This is a genomic window from Pseudomonas fluorescens (assembly GCF_040448305.1).
GTDB classification, from domain to species: domain Bacteria; phylum Pseudomonadota; class Gammaproteobacteria; order Pseudomonadales; family Pseudomonadaceae; genus Aquipseudomonas; species Aquipseudomonas fluorescens_BH.
This window is the reverse complement of record NZ_CP148752.1, coordinates 1,695,637-1,718,070: the sequence shown is the minus strand read 5'-3', so window position 1 is coordinate 1,718,070 and position 22,434 is coordinate 1,695,637. Positions and strand designations below refer to the sequence as shown.

The 22,434-nt window shown below is 61.5% G+C and carries 26 protein-coding genes; all 26 read right to left on the bottom strand.

What is annotated here, in order from left to right:
• Positions 1-2: 2 nt before the first annotated feature.
• Positions 3-752, bottom strand: a complete 750-nt coding sequence (gene phnP / locus WHX55_RS07805) for a phosphonate metabolism protein PhnP (RefSeq protein ID WP_150724507.1) — start codon at positions 750-752, stop codon at positions 3-5.
• Positions 743-1,309 (bottom strand): phosphonate metabolism protein/1,5-bisphosphokinase (PRPP-forming) PhnN, encoded by a 567-nt coding sequence (phnN, locus tag WHX55_RS07800; RefSeq protein WP_150753400.1) that lies wholly within the window; start codon positions 1,307-1,309, stop codon positions 743-745. The genes phnP and phnN overlap by 10 nt, the downstream gene beginning before the upstream one ends.
• Positions 1,309-2,454 carry an alpha-D-ribose 1-methylphosphonate 5-triphosphate diphosphatase gene (locus WHX55_RS07795; protein WP_150753401.1) on the bottom strand — a complete coding sequence of 382 codons (1,146 nt, stop codon included), beginning with the start codon at positions 2,452-2,454 and terminating at the stop codon, positions 1,309-1,311. The genes phnN and WHX55_RS07795 overlap by 1 nt, the downstream gene beginning before the upstream one ends.
• Positions 2,444-3,163: a phosphonate C-P lyase system protein PhnL gene (gene phnL, locus WHX55_RS07790; protein ID WP_353742358.1), complete on the bottom strand. Its 720-nt coding sequence runs from the start codon at positions 3,161-3,163 to the stop codon at positions 2,444-2,446. Before phnL ends, WHX55_RS07795 begins: the two co-directional genes overlap by 11 nt.
• Positions 3,164-3,192: 29 nt before the next feature.
• Complete coding sequence (gene phnK, locus WHX55_RS07785; protein WP_150757681.1) at positions 3,193-3,999, bottom strand: phosphonate C-P lyase system protein PhnK; 807 nt, start codon at positions 3,997-3,999, stop codon at positions 3,193-3,195.
• On the bottom strand, positions 3,996-4,868 hold the full coding sequence (locus tag WHX55_RS07780) for an alpha-D-ribose 1-methylphosphonate 5-phosphate C-P-lyase PhnJ (RefSeq protein ID WP_353742357.1): 873 nt from the start codon (positions 4,866-4,868) through the stop codon (positions 3,996-3,998). The genes phnK and WHX55_RS07780 overlap by 4 nt, the downstream gene beginning before the upstream one ends.
• Positions 4,861-5,937 (bottom strand): carbon-phosphorus lyase complex subunit PhnI, encoded by a 1,077-nt coding sequence (locus WHX55_RS07775; protein WP_353742356.1) that lies wholly within the window; start codon positions 5,935-5,937, stop codon positions 4,861-4,863. Before WHX55_RS07775 ends, WHX55_RS07780 begins: the two co-directional genes overlap by 8 nt.
• Positions 5,937-6,527, bottom strand: coding sequence for a phosphonate C-P lyase system protein PhnH (gene phnH / locus WHX55_RS07770; RefSeq protein WP_353742355.1), 591 nt, complete (start codon positions 6,525-6,527; stop codon positions 5,937-5,939). The genes WHX55_RS07775 and phnH overlap by 1 nt, the downstream gene beginning before the upstream one ends.
• Positions 6,527-6,976 (bottom strand): phosphonate C-P lyase system protein PhnG, encoded by a 450-nt coding sequence (gene phnG / locus WHX55_RS07765; RefSeq protein WP_353742354.1) that lies wholly within the window; start codon positions 6,974-6,976, stop codon positions 6,527-6,529. Before phnG ends, phnH begins: the two co-directional genes overlap by 1 nt.
• 11 nt (positions 6,977-6,987) lie before the next feature.
• Positions 6,988-7,692 carry a phosphonate metabolism transcriptional regulator PhnF gene (gene phnF, locus WHX55_RS07760; RefSeq protein WP_191628006.1) on the bottom strand — a complete coding sequence of 235 codons (705 nt, stop codon included), beginning with the start codon at positions 7,690-7,692 and terminating at the stop codon, positions 6,988-6,990.
• Positions 7,693-7,729: 37 nt separating this feature from the next.
• Positions 7,730-8,512 (bottom strand): phosphonate ABC transporter, permease protein PhnE, encoded by a 783-nt coding sequence (phnE, locus tag WHX55_RS07755; protein ID WP_150753407.1) that lies wholly within the window; start codon positions 8,510-8,512, stop codon positions 7,730-7,732.
• Between the two features lie 150 nt (positions 8,513-8,662).
• Entirely contained in the window at positions 8,663-9,679 is a 1,017-nt protein-coding gene (phnD, locus tag WHX55_RS07750; protein WP_353742353.1) for a phosphonate ABC transporter substrate-binding protein, read from the bottom strand.
• Between the two features lie 44 nt (positions 9,680-9,723).
• Positions 9,724-10,557 carry a phosphonate ABC transporter ATP-binding protein gene (gene phnC, locus WHX55_RS07745; RefSeq protein ID WP_150753409.1) on the bottom strand — a complete coding sequence of 278 codons (834 nt, stop codon included), beginning with the start codon at positions 10,555-10,557 and terminating at the stop codon, positions 9,724-9,726.
• A gap of 1,150 nt (positions 10,558-11,707) precedes the next feature.
• Positions 11,708-12,544: an IS3 family transposase gene (locus tag WHX55_RS07740; RefSeq protein ID WP_353741274.1), complete on the bottom strand. Its 837-nt coding sequence runs from the start codon at positions 12,542-12,544 to the stop codon at positions 11,708-11,710.
• Entirely contained in the window at positions 12,541-12,846 is a 306-nt protein-coding gene (locus tag WHX55_RS07735; protein ID WP_150753137.1) for a transposase, read from the bottom strand. The genes WHX55_RS07740 and WHX55_RS07735 overlap by 4 nt, the downstream gene beginning before the upstream one ends.
• Before the next feature lie 187 nt (positions 12,847-13,033).
• Positions 13,034-14,455, bottom strand: coding sequence for a group II intron reverse transcriptase/maturase (ltrA, locus tag WHX55_RS07730; protein WP_150753644.1), 1,422 nt, complete (start codon positions 14,453-14,455; stop codon positions 13,034-13,036).
• Between the two features lie 461 nt (positions 14,456-14,916).
• On the bottom strand, positions 14,917-15,327 hold the full coding sequence (locus WHX55_RS07725) for a hypothetical protein (protein WP_150753410.1): 411 nt from the start codon (positions 15,325-15,327) through the stop codon (positions 14,917-14,919).
• Between the two features lie 15 nt (positions 15,328-15,342).
• Positions 15,343-16,545, bottom strand: coding sequence for a c-type cytochrome biogenesis protein CcmI (ccmI, locus tag WHX55_RS07720; RefSeq protein ID WP_150753411.1), 1,203 nt, complete (start codon positions 16,543-16,545; stop codon positions 15,343-15,345).
• Positions 16,538-17,011, bottom strand: a complete 474-nt coding sequence (locus WHX55_RS07715; RefSeq protein WP_353742352.1) for a cytochrome c-type biogenesis protein — start codon at positions 17,009-17,011, stop codon at positions 16,538-16,540. Before WHX55_RS07715 ends, ccmI begins: the two co-directional genes overlap by 8 nt.
• Positions 17,008-17,544: a DsbE family thiol:disulfide interchange protein gene (locus tag WHX55_RS07710; RefSeq protein WP_223532251.1), complete on the bottom strand. Its 537-nt coding sequence runs from the start codon at positions 17,542-17,544 to the stop codon at positions 17,008-17,010. Before WHX55_RS07710 ends, WHX55_RS07715 begins: the two co-directional genes overlap by 4 nt.
• The gene (locus tag WHX55_RS07705) at positions 17,541-19,529 is read right to left on the bottom strand and encodes a heme lyase CcmF/NrfE family subunit (RefSeq protein ID WP_353742351.1); all 1,989 of its coding nucleotides are present in this window, start codon (positions 19,527-19,529) and stop codon (positions 17,541-17,543) included. Before WHX55_RS07705 ends, WHX55_RS07710 begins: the two co-directional genes overlap by 4 nt.
• Before the next feature lie 3 nt (positions 19,530-19,532).
• Positions 19,533-19,988, bottom strand: coding sequence for a cytochrome c maturation protein CcmE (ccmE, locus tag WHX55_RS07700; protein WP_008052305.1), 456 nt, complete (start codon positions 19,986-19,988; stop codon positions 19,533-19,535).
• Positions 19,985-20,161: a heme exporter protein CcmD gene (gene ccmD / locus WHX55_RS07695; RefSeq protein WP_060541438.1), complete on the bottom strand. Its 177-nt coding sequence runs from the start codon at positions 20,159-20,161 to the stop codon at positions 19,985-19,987. Before ccmD ends, ccmE begins: the two co-directional genes overlap by 4 nt.
• The gene (locus tag WHX55_RS07690) at positions 20,158-20,913 is read right to left on the bottom strand and encodes a heme ABC transporter permease (protein WP_353742350.1); all 756 of its coding nucleotides are present in this window, start codon (positions 20,911-20,913) and stop codon (positions 20,158-20,160) included. The genes ccmD and WHX55_RS07690 overlap by 4 nt, the downstream gene beginning before the upstream one ends.
• A 73-nt stretch (positions 20,914-20,986) precedes the next feature.
• Positions 20,987-21,655 carry a heme exporter protein CcmB gene (gene ccmB, locus WHX55_RS07685; protein WP_007980754.1) on the bottom strand — a complete coding sequence of 223 codons (669 nt, stop codon included), beginning with the start codon at positions 21,653-21,655 and terminating at the stop codon, positions 20,987-20,989.
• The gene (gene ccmA, locus WHX55_RS07680; RefSeq protein ID WP_150724488.1) at positions 21,652-22,287 is read right to left on the bottom strand and encodes a cytochrome c biogenesis heme-transporting ATPase CcmA; all 636 of its coding nucleotides are present in this window, start codon (positions 22,285-22,287) and stop codon (positions 21,652-21,654) included. Before ccmA ends, ccmB begins: the two co-directional genes overlap by 4 nt.
• Positions 22,288-22,434 lie beyond the last annotated feature (147 nt).

Below are 22,434 nucleotides of genomic sequence, written 5' to 3'. Positions count from 1 at the left end.
GCCTACAACACACACCCATCAAACCCGACCCTGACATTCGCCGGCAATTCACCCCGATGCTCCATCAACCACGCATCCAGGGTATGCCCGACATGGGTCAGTACCGCCGACTTCGGTTGCAACTCATCGATGCATTGCAAGGCCAGGTTCAGGTCGTTGTGATTGCGCGGTGCCTGGGGTTGCGGTGGCATGGAGCAATCCAGCACCAGCACATCCAGTGGCTCACGCCGCAGCCAGCTCAACGTGTCTGGCGGCAGGCCTACGGTGTCGGTCAGGTAGGCGATTCGCCGCCCTTCTCCTTCCAGCAGATAACCAAGGGTCGGTTTCGAGTGTTGCAGCGGCAGCGCGGTGACGCTGAGCGCAGCGAACTGCCGGGTTTCGAAGCTATCGAATGGCTGGCTGAAATCTAGAATACCGGGGTGTTTGTAGAGGTCGGCCAGGCCTTCCGGGTCCACGGGACCGTGGACCGGAATTACCAGGCCCTGGCCCCAGCGCATATGCAACAGGCCCTGGGCGTGATCGGCGTGGTAGTGGGTCTGGAAAATGCCATTGAAACTGCGCGGCGGGAAACGTTCGCACAGGTCAGGCAAACCGCTGTCGATCAACCAACGCTGATCTGCGCACTCGATCAGCGCACTGCATGGTCGACGCTGCAAGCGTTCATCGTGGCGAGCCGCATCGCAAGCCACACATTCGCAGCCGTAGACCGGCACTTGCCGGGCATCACCGGTGCCCAGCAACGTCAGGCGCATGGGGCTTGCTCGTCAATGCAGGCCAGCAAGCGTTCGACCGTAGACTCCAGCGGGCCGGAGTTGTCGAGCAGGTGCACGGCCGGATCTTCAGCCAGCAGCCGCTCGTTGAATCGGGCGTTGCGTGCCAGGCGCTGATCGATCTCGACCAATGATTCTCGCCCACGCTCCAGCAGTCGTTGGCGCAACACCGCTTGATCTACAGTCAGCAACAGCACCAATGCCTTCGGATAGCGCAGGCGGGTGTTCTGCAAATGCCCCCGCGAGCCATTGACCAGTACGTCCTGGCCGGCGGCCAGCCAATCGTCGATTTCCCGCGGGATGCCATAGGACAACCCATTGGCGTGCCAGCTCAGGGCAAATGCCCCTTGAGCTTCCATGTCGGCAAACTGCTGCGCGCTGACGCCCAGCGCCGCCTCGCCCACGGCTTCTGCCGAGCGGGTAATGACTCGCCGTACCATACGGCAGCCGCGTTCGGCCAGCCGCGTTCGCGCGGCATCCAGCAGGCTGTCCTTGCCCGAACCTGAAGGCCCGATGAGATAGATCAACCTGCCTGACATCAAAACACCCTCTTCGCTTGTCGCCATACTTGCTGGACCACCGGCAAACCGTCCTGACTGCGGGCCTGCACCAGGTCGGCACATAACCCCGGAGCGATTTCACCGCGATCAGTCAAACCAGCCGCCCGGGCCGGATTCAGGCTGACCAGGCGCACCGCTTCGGCCAGACCGATCCGCTCACTCTGCGCCGCCAGCGCAAACGCCGATTGCAGCAGGCTCGCCGGGTAGTAATCGCTGGACAGAATATCCAGCAAACCTTCGGCGGCCAGATCTGCGGCGGCCACGTTACCCGAGTGCGACCCGCCGCGCACGATGTTCGGTGCGCCCATCAACACATTCATGCCGTGCTCCCGGCAACCGCGCGCGGCCTCGACGGTGGTCGGGAACTCGGCGATGGTCATGCCGTAGCGCGCCGACTCCTCGACGTGGGCCAGGGTCGCGTCATCATGACTGGCCACCGACAGGCCAAGGGCCAGACAGTGCTCGACAATCGCCGCGCGGTAGCGGTCGCTGTAGGTGCGCGAGTTGGCCATCTGCAAAGTGATGAAGTCATCCATCTGCGTGGTGGTCAGGTGGTACTTGCCCATGTAGTACTCACGGTACTTGGATTCCAGTACGAACTGGCGTTGACCCGGCGAGTGGTCCATCACCGACACCAGTTGCACCAGCGGGTTTTCCACCAGATCGCGGAACACGCTGAGGGTGTCCGGGTGGCACAGTTCGCAGCGCAAGTGCAGGCGGTGTTCGGCGCGGGTCAGCCCGGCGTCGGAGGCTTTAGAGATAGCATCGAGCATCGCCGGCAGTTTCTGCATGCGATTGCCCTTGGGGTTCACGTCGCCGATGGACACTGCATCGAATACCGTGGTGATGCCCGCCGCGATGATCTGCGCATCATGGCTGAGCACCGCCGGCACCGACGGCCAGTCCACGCCGGGACGCGGCGTCATGTGGCGTTCCAGGTTGTCCGTGTGCAACTCCACAAGACCCGGCAGCAGGTAATCGCCATTGAGGTCCAGGGCCTGGGGCAAACGGCTCGGGCCTTCGGCGACTTCGGCGATCAAGCCGTCGCGCAGCACCACGGTGCCGTAGAACACACGGTCAGCGGTAACCAGTTGGGCATTGCTGAGGATCTGTTCAACGGGCATCGGCGTATTCCTCTTGGTTCACGGCGGCGGGAGTCATGTCGAGATGGCGGTCGGCAACCGCCTCACGGGCGATGCGGTCGTGGAAGATGCCGATCAACGCGGCACCGTCGGCTTTTGCTTCATTCATCAGTTCCAGCACCACCTGGCGATTGTTGTCGTCGAGTGATGCTGTCGGTTCATCGAGCAACATCACCGGCCACGCGACCATGAATCCCCGGGCGATGTTGACCCGTTGCTGCTCGCCACCGGAAAAGGTGCCTGGCGCCAGTTGCCAGAGACGTTGCGGGATATTCAGCCGAGTGAGCAAGGATTCGGCGCGTGCTTGCGCCTGCTCTTTCGACCAGCCATGGGCCAAGGCCGGCTCCATCACCACATCCAGGCACACCACACGTGGGATAACCCGCAGGAACTGACTGACATAACCCAGGGTGCGCTGGCGCACTTGCAGGATGTCCCGGGGCTCCGCGCCCACCAACTCCCGCCATTGGCCGTCGTGCTGCAAGCGGATGCTGCCGCCCGCCGGCAGATAGTTGCCGTACAGGGTGCGCAGCAAGGTGCTCTTGCCCGCGCCGGACTGGCCATGCAGGACCAGGCACTCGCCGCCCGCCACACTGAAATCCACGGCGCGCAGCACGTTGAGGACTACGCCGTTCTGCTGATGCAAAGTGAAGGTTTTCGAGAGGTCACGGACCTCGATCAAGGTATTCATCACAGGGTTTTCCACTATTGAACGGGGCTTCACGGCTGCAACACCGACGACACCAGCAGTTGTGAATAAGGGTGCTGCGGATCGTCGAGGATCTGATCGGTCAGCCCGGTTTCCACCACCCGCGAGCGACGCATCACCATCAAGCGGTCGGCCAGCAAGCGAGCGACTGCCAGGTCGTGGGTGACGATCACCACGGCCAGGTCCAGTTCACGCACCAACCCGCGCAACAAGTCGAGCAAGCGCGCCTGTACCGACACATCGAGGCCACCGGTCGGCTCGTCCATGAACACCAGCCGTGGACTGGACACCAGGTTGCGGGCGATTTGCAGGCGCTGCTGCATGCCGCCGGAGAAGGTCCGGGGCAAGTCGTCGATGCGCTGCGGATCGATTTCCACCTGGCTCAGCCAGTCGAGCCCGGCCCCACGCAGTTGCTGGTAATTGCGCACGCCCTGGGCCATCAGGCGCTCGCCGATGTTGGCGCCGGCGGACACGCCCATGCGCAAACCGTCGCGAGGGTTCTGTTCGACAAAGCCCCATTCGGTGCGCAGCAAGGTCCGGCGCTCGGCTTCGCTGGCGCTGTAGAGGTCCAGCCATTGGCCCTGTTTGTCGCGGTAACCGATGTTTCCGCGTTGCGGTGGTAGACGACCGCTGAGCAAGGACAGCAAGGTCGACTTGCCCGAACCGGACTCTCCGACAATGCCCAGTACTTCACCGGGGTACAGATCAAAGCTGACGTCCTGACAGCCTTTCTCCGGCCCATACAACAGCGACAGATCGCGCACACGCAGCAAGGGTTCGGTAGACACGGACACTTGGTTATTCAGCGCCTGATTCATTGGCCCTGCTCCTGCTGGCTGACGCGCTGGGCGCAGTAATAGGTGTCGGAACAGACGAAGCTCTGGGTGCCGGCATCGTCGAGAATCAGCTCGTCGAGGAACGACTCACGGCTGCCACAGATCGCACAGCACTCTTCCCACTTCTGCGTTTCGAAGGGGTGATCCTCGAAGTCGAGGCTGGTGACCTTGGTGTACGGCGGCACCGCGTACAGACGCTTCTCACGGCCGGCGCCGAACAGCATCAGCGCCGGGCTCATGTCGAGTTTCGGGTTGTCGAATTTGGGGATCGGCGACGGGTCCATCACGTAGCGCTCGTCGACCATCACCGGATAGGCGTAGGCCGTGGCGATGTGGCCGAAGGTGGCAATGTCTTCGTAAAGCTTGACGTGCATGACCCCGTAATCGTTGAGGGCATGCATGGTCCGGGTCTCTGTTTCCGACGGCTCGATAAAGCGCAGCGGCTCGGGAATCGGCACCTGATAGACCATGATCTGATCGGCATGCAGTGGCGTTTCCGGGATGCGGTGACGAGTCTGGATCACCGTCGCGTCCGGCGTACTTTCGGTGGTTGCGACGCCAGCGGTGCGGGCGAAAAATCGGCGAATCGACACGGCGTTGGTGGTGTCGTCCGCGCCCTGGTCGATGACCTTGAGCACGTCGTCGTCCCCCAGAATCGCGGCGGTCAACTGCATGCCGCCAGTGCCCCAGCCATAAGGCAGCGGCATCTCGCGACCACCGAACGGCACCTGGTAACCAGGGATCGCCACGGCCTTGAGCAAGGCGCGGCGGATCATGCGTTTGGTCTGTTCATCGAGGTAGGCAAAGTTGTACGCCGCATCGCGCACGGGTGCCTGAGTCAGGTCATTCATGGTTTTTGCCCTCGGCAGGCTTGCGCAGTTTGCGGATCAGTTCCAGTTCGGCCTGGAAGTCGACGTAGTGAGGTAACTTCAGGTGCGAGACGAAGCCTGCGGCCTCGACGTTGTCGCAGTGCATCAGCACGAATTCTTCCTGCTGTGCCGGGGACACGATCTCTTCGTTGTATTCGTCGGCGCGCAACGCACGGTCGACCAGCGCCATGCCCATGGCCTTGCGCTCGGCGTGTCCGAAGGCCAGACCGTAGCCACGGGTGAACTGCGCCAGCTCCGTGGCCGAGCCGACGAACTGGTTGACCATCTCGCACTCGGTGACTTCGATGCTGCCCAGGTTGATCGGGAAGCCCAGCTCTTCGGGATCGATCCACACCTCGACTTCACCGATGCGAATTTCCCCGGCGAACGGGTGATTGCGGCCATAACCGCGCTGGGTGGAATAACCCAGCGCCAGCAGGAAACCTTCGTCGCCACGGGCTAACGCTTGCAGGCGTTGCGCACGACTGGCGGGTAGCTCCAGTGGGTCGCGAGTGATGTCGGCCACGCTTTCGCCGTTGTCCGATTCGGTCTTGATCAGGCCCTCTTGGGCGAGCAAACCGAGGACTCGCGGACAGGGCTCAAGGCTGGCATTCGGGGTGACTTGCGGGCCCGGGTATTCGCCTTCGGCCAGCAATGCGAAGTCCAGCAAACGATGGGTGTAATCGAAGGTTGGGCCCAGCAGTTGCCCACCTGGCACGTCCTTGAACGTAGCGGACAAGCGCCGACTCAGTTGCATGTTCTGGGTATCGATCGGCAGGCTCGGGCTGAAGCGCGGCAACGTAGTGCGGTAGGCCCGCAGCAGGAAGATCGCTTCCACCAGATCCCCCGCCGCTTGCTTGATCGCCAGCGCCGCGAGTTCTTCGTCGTACAGCGAGCCTTCGCTCATCACCCGCGCCACCGCCAGCGGCAATTGCTGACGGATCTGCTCGACACTCAGCTCCGTGACCGAGGTATCGCCACGGCGCTTTTTCGCCAGCAGGCGGTGGGCATTGTCGATGGCCTGTTCGCCACCCTTGACGGCTACGTACATCAGGCGCGCTCCTCTGCGATGCGGGTGCTGCGGGGCAGGCCGATCAGGTCATGGCCCGCGGTGAAAAACAGGTCAAGCCCACGGGGGAATTCGTTGCGCAGTTCGCGTTCGCGCCAGAAGCCATCGGCCAGCGGCAGCGCTACGTCGTGTTCGCTTTCGATCCCCGGTCCGCGCCACTTCAGCGCTGCCCCGCCGTCGAGGCTTGGCAGTTGAATGAGCAAGGTGCAGGACTGGTCCGGGTAACGATCGTTGCCGGTGTCGAAACCGCTCAGGTCGAGCAGATCCTCGGCGGCAAGCAAGGCGAACCGCGCGTCTTCGCGCTTGGCGGTCAATGGGCAACCACAATGGAACGCCAGGTTGGCTCGGATCAACGGCGTATCGAACGATGGCGCCAGCCACAGCGGTGTGTCGACATCCAGCAACGACAGGCACAGCGCGTAGGTCGCGGGCGCCAAGCCTTCGAGGCTCGGTGTGGCATGCAGCGTCTGGATCAGACCGGGGCCGGCCAAGGCCTTGAGTGCAGCGCGAAATCCGTGCTGAGCATCCAGCACCGGGTCGGCGAACGCCGGTTGCAACAGCTGTGCGCTCATCAGTTTTCTCCTCGCACGAGGGTGAAGAATTCGACTTTGGTGGCGGCGGTTTCCGCCTCTTTTTGTGCCCGGCGTTCGGCCTGAACGGTCGCCAGCGGCGAGATCATTTCCGCCAGCCAATGACGCATTTGCACGCCCTGCAAATGTGCGTCGGCCAGGGCGGCCAGTTCGGCGTGGACCTTGTCGCGACCCGCCAGATAGCTGTAGCCGGTACGGCCATCGGCCAGGCGCACCACGCAGCGGGTCACGCTCATTTCGCCAACGTTGAACGGCGCGCCATTGCCGCCCATGCGGCCACGGACCAGAGTCATGCCGATTTCCGGGGCGCGGATCAGTTGGTACTCGACATCGCGCAAAGCGGCTTCGAAGGGCTGCAATTCACTGCGGCTGGCACGGGCCAGCACACCGATCCAGTGCTGCCGTTCGGTATGAGGAACAGGGTTGTGCATTGCGTTCTCCATCAGGTGACGACCTGGTACTGGAAGCGATCCGAACGGCTGGTGGACTGGGCCAGCTCCACCGCACGGCCGTCGCGATCGCGGGAAAGGGTGAATACGCTCAGGGCCGGCAGATGCCGGGGCATCAGCAGCAGCGCGGCCTCTTCGCGGTTGGGCAAGCGAGCGCCGATCAGGCTCTGGGTGCGGGTCAGCGGCAGGTCCCGTTCGCTCAGGTATTTGCGCAGGGAGCCCCCGGTGTAATCGGCCAACAGCGGCGCGTAACTGGCGCAGTAGCGATGGCGGATCAGGCTGACCGGTTGGTTGTCGAGCTTGCGCAAGGTCTGCAGCTCGATCATCGGCGCCATCTCGGCGATGCCCAGGTATTGAGCTTCTTCACGACTGGCGAAGCAGTAACGACGCTTGAGCAGCACTGCCTCGACGCCATGCCCCTGGGCTGACAGCGACTGGCTGTAGGCACTGTCGGCGGTCATCGAGTAAATCAGCGGCCGCTCCAGCACCTGGGTGCCCTTGCCCTGGCGACGCAACAGGCTGCCTTCGAACACCAGTTCATCGATGGCGCGGCGCAAGGTATGACGGTTGACCCCGAAGCGTTCGGCCAACATCACCTCGCCCGGCAGGAAATCTCCGGCGCGATAGTCCGCCAGCTCCCGACGCAGGATGTCGGCCAATTCGCGGTACACCGGCTCATCTTGTCTAGACAACTGCATGCTTAAAAAAAGCGCCCGCGGGCACCCCTCCGAAATATCAGATGAACTGCTTGCGCAGGCGTTGCGAGAGGATGTCGATCAGGCTGACGATGACGATGATCACCAGCAGCACCGCGCAGGTCTGCGTGAACTGAAAGGCGCGGATGTTCTCCCACAGGATCACCCCGATCCCACCGGCGCCGACCATTCCCACCACCGTCGCCGAGCGCACGTTGGCCTCGAAGCGGTACAGCGCGTAGGACACCCACAGCGGCATGACTTGCGGGATCACCCCGTAGATCACTTCTTGCAAGGCACTGGCACCGGTGGCGCGAACGCCTTCGACCGGGCCGGGATCAATCGCCTCGACGGCTTCGGCGAACAGCTTGGCGAGTACGCCAGTGGTGCTGATCCACAGCGCCAGCACCCCGGCAAACGGACCCAGCCCGACGGCCACCACGAACAACATCGCGAAGACCATTTCGTTGATTGAGCGGAACGCATCCATCACCCGGCGCAATGGTTGGTGGATCCACCACGGTGTGATGTTTTCCGAGCAGAGAATGCCCAGCGGCACCGAGCAGACAATCGCCAGCACCGTGCCCCACAGGGCGATTTGTACGGTGACGAGCATTTCCTTGAGGTACATGCGCCATTCATGGAAGTCCGGCGGGAAGAAATCCGCGGCGAAGGTCGCCATGTTTCCCGAGTCGCGGTACAGCGCCATCGGATTCATTTCGGCGCCGTGCCAGGCCCAGGCCAGCAGGACCAGGAACAGGCCCCAACCGAGGTACTGCGGCCAGGTGCGCTTGCCGACAGCTTCAGCGTGCAGAGTGGTCATGAGGGTTCTCTAAAAAATCAAATGAAGCGCGAAATGCGAGTGCAGACATAAAACCTGTGGGAGCGAGCCTGCTCGCGAAAGCGGTATGTCAGTCGCCATCGAGGGTGAATGTCAGGCCGCATTCGCGAGCAGGCTCGCTCCCACACTGGCTCAACCGGCGTTGGCCGCGCTCTTCTCGGTGTTGGTCTTTTCCAGCAAGGTCAGGCGCTCTTGCAGCTTCGCCAGCTCGGCATCGATGTCGGCCAGTTTCCTGGCCTTGTCGGCCGCTTCCAACTTGTCGTCAGCGCTGATCGTGGTGCGCTGCTTGAACAGCTCCAGCTGGCGAATCGGCAGTAACTGGTCGTCGCTGGATTTCAGGAACTTGCCCAGTTGCATGCCCTTGAGCACGGCCTTCTCTTCGTCGGTGTCGCCGTAGCTGAAGATGAAATCGCGGATCCTGGTTTTCTCGCTGTCACTCAGCGCTTTGCTCCACACCAGCGGGTCGGCCGGAATCAGCGGCGACTTCCAGATCACCTTGAGCTGTGCCGCCTTGTCCGGCTGGGTGACTTCCAGGCGATCCCAACTTTCGGTGTTGAAGGTCGCCACATCCACTTGCCCCTTGGCCACGCTCAGCGCGTTGACTTCATGGCTGGAATTGAGGGTGCGCTTGAACGCGGTGGCGGCGTCGACGTGGTTCTTGGCAAACACGTAGTAGCCCGGCACCAGGTAGCCCGAGGTGGAGTTCGGATCACCGTTGCCGAAGGTCAGGCTCTTGGCATTTTTCAGCATGTCATCGACGGAGTTGATCGGGCTGTCCTTGCGTACGATCAGCACACTCCAGTAACCGGCGGCGCCACTGGCGGCAGCGGTCTGGGCGAAGATCTCGCCGTTGGAGCGGTCCACCGCTTCGATCGCGGCCTTGTTGCCCAGCCAGGCCACATCGACCTTGTTGAAGCGCATGCCCTGGATCAGGCCGGCATAGTCGGAGGCAAACGTGGCGTTGATCTTCAGGCCGGTCTGCTTCTGCATGTCATCCAGGAACGGCTGCCAGATGCTCTTGAGGTTTTGCGAAGACTCGGTGGACATGATGCCGAAGTTGATGGCTTTTTCTTCCGCCTGGGCGTTGCCCAATACACAGCTGGCGAGCAGCGCTGCACCAGCAAAAACGCGACCGATACGGTTCAACATGGAAAGGTTTCCTGAGGGTGAACGGTGGGGGAATCCGGGGTTGATCACACGCGCGCCAACACCAGTCGCGGCGCCGCTTCGCTGTGACGGGATGACTCGGAACACATGAGGCTGGTGTCGGTGTCGGCACCGTACAAATCGTTGAGGAACTGGCCGCTCAATTGAGAGCCGGGGCCATCGAAATGAATCCGGCCGGCCTTGAGCGCCACGGCACGCGGGCAATAACGGGTGGCGTAGTCGACTTGATGCAGGGTCACCACAACGGTCTTGCCGTCACGGCGGTTGATGTCGGCGAGGATCTCCATGACCTTGCGCGCCGATTCCGGATCGAGGGAGGCAATCGGCTCATCCGCCAGAATCACCTCGGCCCGCTGGGTCAATGCACGGGCAATCGCCACGCGCTGTTGCTGACCGCCGGACAGGGTCGAGGCCCGTTGTGCCGCCAGGTCAGCCAGGCCGACACGGTCCAGGGACTCCATGGCGAACTGCTTTTCCTCGGCATTGAACAGGCTCAAGTTGCCACGCCAGCGCGGCATGCGCCCCAGGCAACCGAGCAGCACGTTGTCGAGCACGCTCAATCGGTTGACCAGGTTGAACTGCTGGAAGATGTAGCCGATGTCGGCGCGCAGGCGGCGCACCTTGCCATTCAAACGGCCGGATGCCTGCACTTCGCGACCCAGCACCTTGACGCTGCCCCCGTTGTGGCGATCGCAACAGGCCAGGCCCGCGAGATGGCGCAGCAAGGTGGACTTGCCGGAGCCGGACGCGCCGATCAGCGCGACCATCTCACCGGCCGCGATGGTCAGTTCGAGGTCGACCAGCGCGGTTTTGCGCGCAAAGGTCTTGTTCAGATGATCGACATGGATAGCTGCGTTCATGGGCTTCTCTGTCTGGTTGAACAGCCATCCGTGGCTGTATTTGAGTTCAACAGACTTTAGGCACCGGGCATGTCAGCCCTATGACTTGCACATGTCACTGGATGGGCCATTTGATGAAGGTTTTGTGAAAGGTTGAGCTGGAGGTTTGCGTATTTGGTCGCGGTTGCATCCATTGTTGTGGTTACTGAAGAACACTGTGGGAGCGGGCTTGCTCGCGAAGGCTTTGTGTCAGGCGATGATTATTTTGTGGGTGTACATATCCGTTGCTGCGGTAACGGCCACTTAGGGTTCCGCCCTTACGGCGGGTTACTTGGAAGAGCCCCAAGTAACCAAGGGCTCTTGCCCCTGACGTTCGTTGCCTCGCCAAGGCTCGACATGCCCTCGCTCCGGTCCTGCTCCGTGGGCCCGCCGCCATCGGCCATCCATGGCCGGCGGCGGCTAACCCGGCATCCATGCCGGGTTGCCCACTGCGCAGAACCTCCGCTCGGCCTCACGAGGTGGCAAGAAGATCAAGATCAAAAGCCAAAGCGAGGCGGCCTACCGGCCGGCCTGATCGCGGGGTTCGTTCGCCTGTGAGAATTGAGTTGGCTGACAGGCCGTCATCGCGAGCAAGCTCGCTCCCACAGAAGAGCAAAGGCGGATCGGCGTACACCTTCGCTCTTCACCACTCAACAGGCCGAGCGTTAGCTCGCCTGCAGCTCTTGATCTTGATCCACCCGCCCCCTCGGCAGGCTGAGTGGAGGCGTTCATCCGGGGGTAGGCGCGCAGCGCCGTTCGGCGCAGCCGAACACATCGAGAGGAGGTCGAGCGAAGCCGACCGGAGGCGATGCCCCCGGGTGAATGCCGGAGCGAAGGAACCCCGAGCCTTAGCGAGGGGCCGTACGTTCGGGGCGAGCGTTTTTTGGGTTACTTTTTTTAGGCGCTTGTAAAAAAAGTGACTCGCCGTAAGGGCGAAACCGCCAGCCGCCGTTACCAAAAAACCGGATATGTACACAGTCAACAAAAGACAGGTCGGCTATCAGCCCGCCTTCGCGAGCAGGCTCGCTCCTACAGTTGGGCTGGGTACATTCGGAAGAAATTGATCAGCTGTCAGGCCGCCTTCGCGAGCAAGCTGAACTGGTCAAGTAATCCCGGACACCGGTTACGGTGTTTATGCCGCTTTTTGCTCCATGGCTATTGGCGACAGGTAGTTGTTGTAGCTGTGGAGCCTGGTGCGGTTGTAGTACAGGAAGAAACGCACCATATCGGTTTTTGCTTCCTCGATCTTGCTGTAGCCACTACGAGGCACCCATTCTGATTTCAGCGTGCCGAAAAAACGCTCCGTTGGAGCATTGTCCCAGCACTGCCCGCGATGACTCATGCTTTGCAAAATGCCATGACGCTTCAGTTCTTCTTGAAACTTGCGACTGGTGTACTGACAGCCCTGATCTGAATGGAACATCAGTCCAGGAGGACACGCTCGCACCTCTGTCGCCATGCGTAGCACCTTGCTGACCAAGTTGGCGTCATTGACCAGCGAAAACGCCCAGCCAATGACGCGGCGAGCAAACAAATCGATCACGATGGCCAGATGAACCCAGCGCTCGCCCACCATCAAGCTGGTAACGTCGCCACACCAGACCTGATCAACTGCAGTCGGCTTAAAATTGCGCTTGAGTCGATTGGGCGCGACAAATGCTTCAACGCCTTTGGATCTGAATGGGTGAGGCTGGCGTTGTTTACTGACAATGTTGGCCTCCCTCATTAGCGCCCTGACAAGGCCTCTTCCGATCGCGATGTTTTGGGACTTCAGGTTCTTGCTGATCATTCTGGAACCCATGGCTTCCCGGCTTTCGCTGTGCAGTTCAACCACTTTCAACTTGAGGTCTTCGCGTCTGATCCGCGGTTTGGCTCGCCGCTGAAGCCACTCATAAAAGCTGCTGCGCTTCACATCGAAAACACGACACACAATGGCAGTCGGGAATGACTCTCTTAGTTCCGCAATCATCGAAAACGATCGGGATCCGACATCAAGAGAGCGGTAGCCTTTTTTAAGATCTCGGCTTCCATTTCCATGCGTTTGATCTTGGCCTTTAGTTCCTGGATCTGGCGCTGATCTTCGGTAATCGCCTTGGTGCCTTTGACTGGCTGTCCCTCGCGTTCCTTGCGAACCTGATCGACCCAACGCCGTAAAGCGGTAGGGCCGATATCCAGCGATGCACACACTTCTGGAACCGGGCAGTTATCATCAAGCACCATGCTGGCAGCATGCAGCTTGAACTCGCGGGTATAGACCTTTCTTTCGTTCATGGAACCTCCAAGTTGGCGAAATCATATCGCCCTTAAGAGGTGTCCGGAATTATTAGGCCAGTTCAAGCCCGCTCCCACAGGGTTCAGCAATCCCCCGGCAATCACATTTCAACAGGATCGAGTAGGAGGCGGATTTACATCCGCCGTCCTCTCACACCACCGTACGTACGGTTCCGTATACGGCGGTTCAGGTTACACGGCTAAGCCGGTATATCGTATCCAGTATCGAGACCAAACCGAGTCGATCCCAAAGCTTCTTCGGCAGCGCCTGATTCATATGTGACGCTCCCGAGTTCCACCAAGGGCCCTGCCCATTGGATGCAGATCTACGAGCGCGTCCTTCGTCGATCCCCAGACGCATCAGGTTACGCGCCCTGGTTGAGGGCTGCTTCCATTGGCGCCAGAGGATGCAGCGGAGTTTGTGACGCACCCAACCGTCCAACTCCTCAAGGGGTCGCTTGCTCTGACTGAGCTTGAAGTAACCAGCCCAACCGCGCAGTACAGGGTTAATCCGCTCGATGACGCTCGCCATCTTGCAGCCCTGCGCTCCGTGCAGCAGGTCTCTAAGCCGGTCGCGCAAGCGTCCCAGGCTCATCGTCGCTACTCTCAGTCTCGGCTGCTGATGCCAGCTCATCCCGTAACCCAGGTAATCGCACATCCAGGATCCGGCTACCCGACTCTTGTCCCGATTCAGCGTCAATTTAAGGCGCTGGTTCAGGAAGCGCTCGACGCTGACCATCACTCGTTCGCCTGCGCGAGGACTGCGCACATAAATGTTTGCATCATCGGCATAACGCACGAAGCGATGGCCCCGTCGTTCCAACTCGCGATCGAGTTCGTTGAGCAGGATGTTCGACAGCAACGGCGAGAGCGGGCCGCCTTGCGGCGTCCCCTCCTGCCGTCGGCTGACGAGTCCACCCGACATCATTCCCGCTTCGAGATAGCGACGGATCAGCGTGAGCACGCGCTTGTCTCCGATTTGACGCTCGATGTAGGCCATCAATACATCGTGGTTGACCCGATCGAAGAACTTCTCCAGATCCAGTTCCACGCACCAGCGGTGACCCGCTGCCACGTGGGCACGGGCTGTTTCGATGGCTTGATGAGCGCTTCTACCCGGACGAAAACCGTAGCTGTAGTCCGAGAACAGTGGGTCGAAGATCGGCGTGAGTTGTTGCAGCAGAGCCTGTTGGATCAGGCGATCCACGACACAGGGAATGCCCAGTTGCCGTGTTCCGCCTTTGGGTTTGGGGATGTCGACGGCGCGTACACCTTGCGGGTGATACTCACCGGCCAGCAACCGAGTCCTGAGGATCGGCCAATACTGTTTCACGTAGCCTGCCAATTGGTCGACCGTCATGCCATCGGCACCCGGTGCGCCCTTGTTGCTGACTACGCGTTGATACGCACGTCTGAGGTTGGCCGGTGCAAGCACCCGCGCCATCAGCGTGTCCGGCTCCGCGTTCGTCCACGTCACAGACGCCGCTGATACCTTTGCGCTGTCAGCCGTCACCCACGGATTCTGTCCGGGACTCGGAGTCACAGTCTTCTCTGGGAGAAATTTCTGCATTTCGGTATTCAACGAGACTCTGACGCCTACTGGCGGCATAACCTGTTCGGCCCTTGGTGGCGCGGTTAGCTGCCACTTACTACGGCTTCGGCTGACTTCTGCACGCTCATCCCGCCGCCTCTCGACGCTCGGTAGCACAATGGCAAACGTGCAGATCTCCCAGGGTAATTCGCGCGACCTTCCTGCTTATGCCTGTCGGATCTACGTCACAGCGTTCCGTGCAAGTATTGGGCTTTGGCAATTATGGCCACCTTACCCCGCTGCGCCGCCTAATCCGCTTCCTGTTCGTCAGGCCAGCATTTTGCCTCGGGCTTCCTTCAGATTCGCAGTCGCCCGCGACACCCTTGCCTCTGGCTAACACTTCCCCTTGCCGGGTGTGTAGAGGACTTTCACCTCCAAGTCACCAGCGTGGCCACCACAGCCAAGCTGGTTGCGCTAACGCGCAACGCGCCATGCCTGGCGCACCACAAAAAAGGCGACCCGAAGGTCGCCTCTTTGCGTTACTGCCCGAATTTCCGCCCCAGGCCACCCGGTACACCCTGGATATCAGTGTCTTCCCACGGCCCGTCAGGACTGATCGACCGGCTCCAGCCGTTATCCCAGCGGTAATAGGTACGCTGGCGATAAAAGGTATTGGGCTGGTCATCCAGCACATACACCCCAAGCTTCGGATCCCAATGGCTATTCCCCCCAGGTGGTGGCGCGAAGCTCGCAGAAGTGCGTGGCAACGGCTTGGAGGGTTTGGCCGGGATGGTCGGCTTGCTCGGTACAGGCGACGTCGATGGCGTGGGACTCGGCTGCGACGGCGGGAACGGCGGTGGTGGTGCCTGATGTTCCGTTGGCTGCTGGACCGCACAAGCGCTTAACCCCATAACGACGCTGAGCAGGGTGATACGAGCGAATGCGGTCATGATTGCGTTTTCCTGTTATTTGTCCGGGCTGTCGATGGTCAGTGTTTGCGGCGCGGTGGTGCTGCTGGCCAGGGGCTGGCTGCGACCGATCCATTCGCCGGCGGTCGGTTTGCCGGCACGGGAAATGCGCGCAACCAGTTGGACTTCAGGGAAGTTCGACAGTTTCAATTGCGGCATCATCGCGTCGGCATCGCCCAGTTCGACGGTCACCGGCAGGTCGGCCACGGTCATGCGTTTGACCGCCAGCGGGGCCGGAGGACCGGAGATCGCACGGGCGAAGATGAACACGCTGTCGCCAGGCTGGACCTTGGATTTGAGGTCCGCTGCCAGATCGACGCTGACCTTGAGCAACGCCGCGGCCTTGGCCGTCGGTGCTTGCGCAACCTTGCCACCACTGGCCACCAGCTTCTCCGTGGCCCGGGTAATCCCGCCTTGCAGCGCCTCGCGGGACTTGTCTTCCGGCGGCAGCTGCGCCAACAGGCGATTCCAATAATCGATGGCGTCCTGATAACGCTCGCTTTCAAACGCGGCAATGCCGAGCAGGCCAAGGCTGGTGACTTCTTTCGGATCGGCCTTGAGCGCTTCGTCGGTCAGGGCCTGGACCTTGTCCGACCACTTCTTGCCATCGGCGAAGTACTGGGCCTGGGCCCATTGACCGAGCAACTCGGGCTGACGACCGGCCAGGTTCACCGTGCGTTCGAACATCTTCGCCGCATCCGCCGGGCGGTCCTGAGCCATGTAGGTGCGACCGAGGAAGTACATGCCTTCAGCGGAATCCGGCTGAGCGGCGACCGCACGCTCCAGGCGCTGGGTCATCTCTTCCATCGACTGGGGAGCCTGGGAGAATTCGCGGGTCAGTTCGACCTTGTCGCTGGCACCGAAATGCAGATACAGGCCCAGGCCCAGCACCGGCACCAGAATGGCCGCCAGCAACGGCAAGGGTTTACCCAGACGCGACACCCGCGGCGCTTCAGCGCCTTCGGTGTCCGCCAGCAATTCACGGGCGGCTTCGGCGCGACCGGCGTCCATTTGCGCCGCATCGAGCACGCCCTCTTCCTGCTGAGTCTGCAACTCAGCCACGCGCTCCTGATACAGCGCAACGTTCAGGGCGGTACGATCCTCTTCACGCTGGGCGCGACGGCTGCGCAGCACCGGGATCAACAGAAAACTCAGGGCAACCAGAAGCAGCAGACCTGCAGCGAGCCAGAAATCAATCATTCTTGGTTTTATCCAACAGGTTGTCGAGGCGCGAGCGCTCCTCGGGAGAAAGCTCAGCCTGGGTACCGGCGCGTTGCACGCGACGACGGCGAACGATCACCGCGATGATCACGACACCACCCAGCAGCAGGCCGGCGGGGCCGAACCAGAGCAAGGCGGTCTTGGCGTTCAGTGCAGGCTTGTAGCGGACGAAGTCACCGTAGCGATCGACCATGAAGTCGATGATCTGCTGGTTGCTCTTGCCCTCGCCGAGCATGCGGAAAATCTCTTTGCGCAGGTCGGCGGCAATCGGTGCGTTGGAATCGGCGATGTCCTGGTTCTGACACTTGGGGCATCGCAGCTCCTTGGTCAGCTCGCGGAAACGCTCGCGGTCACCTTCCTTGGCGAACTCGTAGGTGTCGATGGCCGCGTGGGCCACGCCCGCCAGGCTCAAGCCCAGGATAACGGCAGCGATCCAGCGCTTCATGGCTTGGCCTCATCGACCAGCGCCTGGTACTTGCCCGCCAGTTTTTCGCGCCAGACCTGCTCGTCGATCACGCCGACGAACTTGTCGCGGATGATGCCCTTGGCGTCGATGAAGAAGGTTTCCGGCGCGCCATACACGCCGAGGTTCAGGCCCAGCGAGCCTTCGTCGTCACGAATGTCCAGCGCATACGGGTTGTGGAAGTCCTTCAGCCACTTCAAGGCATCGGCGTTGACGTCCTTGTAGTTGATGCCGTAGATCACCACGCCCTGCTGGGCCAGTTTGTTCAGCACCGGGTGCTCGACCCGGCAGGAAATGCACCAGGTGCCCCAGACGTTGACCAGCGCCGGTTTGCCCAGAATGTCAGCGCGGGTCAGGGTCTTGTCGCCTTGCACCGATGGCAGAGAAAACTCCGGGAACGGCTTGTCGATCATGGCCGAAGGCAGCTCGGCCGGATCCAGGTACAACCCACGGTAAAGGAATACAGCGACCACCAGAAAAATCGCCAGTGGTAACAACATCAACCAACGCTTCATGCAGTGGCTCCCGACATGCCCAGTGCTTCGCGCACGCGGCTTTTGACCTTGACCCGATAACGCCGATCCAGCGCCGCCAGCAACCCGCCGAAGCCGGTCAGCAAACCGCCGAACCAGATCCAGCGCACGAACGGCTTGACGTGCACGCGCACAGCCCAGGCGCCGTTACCCAGTGGTTCACCGAGGGCGACATAGAGGTCGCGGGTGAAACCGGCGTCGATGCCCGCTTCGGTCATCACCGAGTTCTGCACGGTATACAGGCGTTTTTCCGGGTGCAGCACGCTGATTTCCTTGCCGTTGCGGATCACCCGCACGGTGCCTTTGTCGGAAGTGAAGTTCGGGCCTTCGAAGTGTTTGGCACCTTCAAAGACGAACTGATAGCCGCCCAGGTCCATGGATTCGCCCGGCGCCAGGCGCAGGTCGCGCTCGGCACTGTTCTGGCTCGACAGCACGACACCCAGCGCACACACGGCAATGCCCAGGTGCGCGACCTGCATGCCCCAGTAGCTACGGGTCAGGGTTGGCAGGCCTTTGATCAGGCCTTTGTGGCGGGTCTTGTCGAAGATGTCACGCACACCGGCCAGCAACACCCAAGCGGCGAGCATAAAGGTTGCGAGCACGGCCCAGTTGAAATCGCCGTAGGCGACGCCGGCCACTACTGCTAGCGCGGCGCTGCCGAGCAGGACCGGGGTCAGCATGCTCACCAGCCATTTCACCGGTGTGTCTTTCCAGCGCACGATCACGCCGACCGCCATCACCACCATCAGCAACGCCATCAACGGAATGAACAGCGCGTTGAAGTACGGCGGGCCGACGGACAGCTTGGCGCCGGTCATGGCGTCCAGAATCAGCGGGTACAAGGTGCCGAGCAGGATCATCGAAGCCGCCACCACCAGCACCAGATTGTTGCCCAGCAACAGGGTTTCCCGGGACCAGAGGTTGAAACCGACCTGGCTCTTGACCACCGGTGCGCGCAGGGCGAACAGGGTCAGCGAACCACCGACCACGAACAGCAGGAAAATCAGGATGAACACCCCGCGCTCCGGGTCGGAGGCAAAGGCGTGCACCGAGGTCAGCACGCCGGAACGCACGAGGAAGGTGCCCAGCAGACTCAAGGAGAATGCGGCGATGGCCAGCAACACGGTCCAGCTCTTGAACACGCCACGTTTTTCCGTGACCGCCAACGAGTGAATCAGTGCGGTGCCCACCAGCCATGGCATGAACGAGGCGTTTTCCACCGGGTCCCAGAACCACCAGCCGCCCCAGCCGAGTTCGTAGTAGGCCCACCACGAGCCGAGGGTGATGCCGATGCCAAGGAAGGCCCAGGCCACGATGGTCCACGGACGCGACCAACGCGCCCACGCGGCATCCAGGCGACCGCCCATCAGCGCGGCGATGGCGAAGGCGAAGGCCACCGAGAAACCGACGTAGCCCATGTACAGCATCGGCGGGTGAACGATCAGGCCGATGTCTTGCAGCAAGGGGTTGAGGTCGGCACCATCGGTGGGCATTTGCGGCAGAATGCGTTTGAACGGGTTCGAAGTGAGGATCAGGAACAGCAGGAATCCGGTGCTGATCATGCCCATCACCGCCAACACGCGGGCCAGCATGATTTGCGGCAACTGCCGGGAGAACACCGACACCGCGAAGGTCCAGCCGCCGAGAATCAAGGCCCACAACAGCAGGGAACCTTCGTGGGCTCCCCACACGGCGCTGAACTTGTAGTACCACGGCAAGGCGCTGTTGGAGTTGTTGGCCACATAGGCCACGGAGAAGTCATCGACCATGAAGGCGTAGGTCAGGCAACCGAAGGCGAACAGCAAGAACGCGAACTGCCCCCACGCGGCCGGCTGGGCCAGGCTCATCCAGAAGCGGTCACCGCGCCAGGCACCGACCAATGGCACCACCGCCTGAACCAGCGCGAAACACAGCGCCAGGATCATGGCCAGGTGGCCCAACTCGGGAATGAAGATTCCAGCTGTCATCAGTTAGCCCTCTTTCGCGGGAGTGGGTGCCGACTGGCCGCTGTCTTTCAGGGCCTTGGTCACTTCCGGCGGCATGTACTTCTCGTCGTGCTTGGCCAGCACTTCATCGGCCACCACCACGCCATCGGCGTTGAGCTTGCCCAGGGCGACGATGCCCTGCCCTTCACGGAACAGGTCCGGGAGGATGCCGCGATAAGTGATGGTCACGGACTTGTTGAAGTCGGTGACCACGAACTTCACGTCCAGCGAGTCGCCGGAACGCTGCAAGGAACCGGCCTCGACCATGCCGCCGGCACGGATACGCGTGTCCTGCGGCGCTTCGCCGTTGGCGATCTGGGTCGGTGTGTAAAACAGGTTGATGTTCTGCTGCAGGGCGCTCAGGGCCAGGCCGACGGCAGCGCCGACCCCGACCAGGATCGCAAGAATGATGATAAGACGCTTTTTGCGCAGCGGATTCACTTGCCGTTCTCCCGGCGCAGACGACGCGCCTCTTGTTGCAGATACCGCTTGCGGGCCAGGATCGGCGCCGCCACGTTGAGGGTCAGTACCGCCAGGCAGATGCCATAGGCTGACCAGACATACAAGCCATGATGGCCCATGGCGATGAAGTCGCCGAATGAAGCAAAACTCATCGAGCGACCTCCAGGCTGTTTTCCACTTCGGCTTTGACCCAACTGGCCCGGGCTTCGCGCTTGAGCACTTCAAGACGCATGCGCAGCAACAGCACCGCGCCGAAGAAACAGTAGAAACCCAACGCCGTCAGCAGCAGTGGCAGCCACATTTCGGCCGGCATCGCCGGTTTTTCGGTGAGGGTGAAGGTCGCGCCCTGGTGCAGGGTGTTCCACCACTCCACCGAGTATTTGATGATCGGGATGTTGATCACGCCGACGATCGCCAACACCGCACAGGCTTTGGCCGCGCTGTCACGATTGCTGATCGCGTTGCCCAGCGCAATGAGACCGAAGTACAGGAAAAGCAGGATAAGCATGGACGTAAGGCGTGCGTCCCAGACCCACCACGAGCCCCAGGTCGGCTTGCCCCAGATCGCCCCGGTGACCAGCGCCACGGCGGTCATCCAGGCACCGATGGGCGCCGCGCATTGCAGGGCGACGTCGGCCAGTTTCATCTTCCAAACGAGGCTGACGATGCCGCACACCGCCAGCATCACGTAGATGGACTGCGCCAGCATGGCGGCCGGAACGTGGATATAAATGATGCGAAAGCTGTTGCCCTGCTGGTAGTCCGGCGGCGCGAAGGCCAGGCCCCAGACCACGCCAACGCTGATCAGCAGCAACGCCGCGACGCTCAGCCAGGGCAGCATTTTGCCGCTGATGCCGTAAAACCATTTGGGCGAGCCAAGCTTGTGAAACCACGTCCAGTTCATACTGTTTCCATCACGGTTGCTCTTTACTGTGAAGAGCCAGGGTCTTTGCTGGTTGTTTTTTAACCAGACCTCATTATTCGCCGACGCTGATCTTCAGGCCAGCAGCTATTGCAAAAGGTGTCAGGGTTATCGCCAGGGCGGTCAGGCTGCCAAGCCACAACAGATAACCGGTCGCCGGCATCCCCTGCAAGGCGGCCTGCAAGGCGCCACTGCCAAGGATCAACACCGGGATGTACAACGGCAGAATCAGCAGTGCCAGCAACAGGCCACCGCGTTTCAAGCCCACCGTCAGCGCCGCGCCCACCGCACCGAGCAGGCTCAGTACCGGTGTACCGAGCAGCAACGAAAGCAGCAACACTGGCAGACAGGCGGCAGGCAAACCGAGCATCAGCGCCAGCAAGGGCGCGAGCAAAACCAGTGCCAGGCCGGAAAAAGCCCAGTGTGCCAGCACCTTGGCCAAAACCAGAAGAGCCAGGGGGTGCGGCGAAAGGACCCACTGCTCGAGCGATCCATCCTCGAAATCACTGCGGAAAAGCCCGTCCAGCGAGAGCAAAACCGATAAAAGCGCTGCCACCCAGACCAGCCCCGGAGACAAGGTTTGCAACAATTGAGACTCGGGTCCGACCGCCAGCGGGAACAGCGAAACGACGATCGCGAAGAACACCAGCGGATTGGCCAGCTCCGCCGGACGGCGGAACAGCAGACGAGCCTCGCGGGCGACCAGCAGGCCGAAAACACTCATACGGCCCAGCTCCCCAGATCGATGTCGCGATAACCGGCCGGCATCCGGCTCAGCGTGTGGTGGGTGGTCAACACCACCATGCCGCCGCGTTCGCAGTGGCCGGCCAGATGAGATTCAAGCTGTGCCACGCCCTGCTTGTCGAGGGCGGTAAAGGGTTCATCGAGGATCCATAGCGGCGGACTGTCCAGATACAGGCGCGCCAGCGCGACGCGACGCTGCTGACCAGCGGACAGGGTGTGGCAAGGCACATCCTCGAAACCACGCAGGCCTACCGCGGCCAGCGCCTGCCAGATCGCCTCGTGGGTCGCCGGATGATGCAAGGCGCACAGCCAGCTCAGGTTCTCTTCCGGCGTCAGCAAATCCTTGATCCCGGCCGCGTGGCCGATCCACAGCAGGTTGCGCGCCAGCTCACCGCGTTGTTCGTTCAGCGGCTGGCCGTTGAGCAGCACCTGACCGGCGGTCGGCTGCATCAGCCCCGAGAGCAGGCGCAACAGGCTGGTCTTGCCGCTGCCGTTGGGGCCGCTGATTTGTACCATTTCGCCACTGGCCAGTCGCAAATCGAGATTTTCGAAGAGCAGCCGAAGGTCTCGCTCACAGGCAAGGGCAACGGTTTGCAGGACAGGACTGGTCAAGGGTTCACGGGCCTTATACGGTTCAAGTCGGCTCTGGCGCGGCCGTTAAAGAGATGCAGCATAGATGCAATGACGTCTTGTTCTAGAGAGCTGCGTCAAACAATTGCAAAGTTTTCGCCATTTTTGGATACAACGGCGCGGCATTAT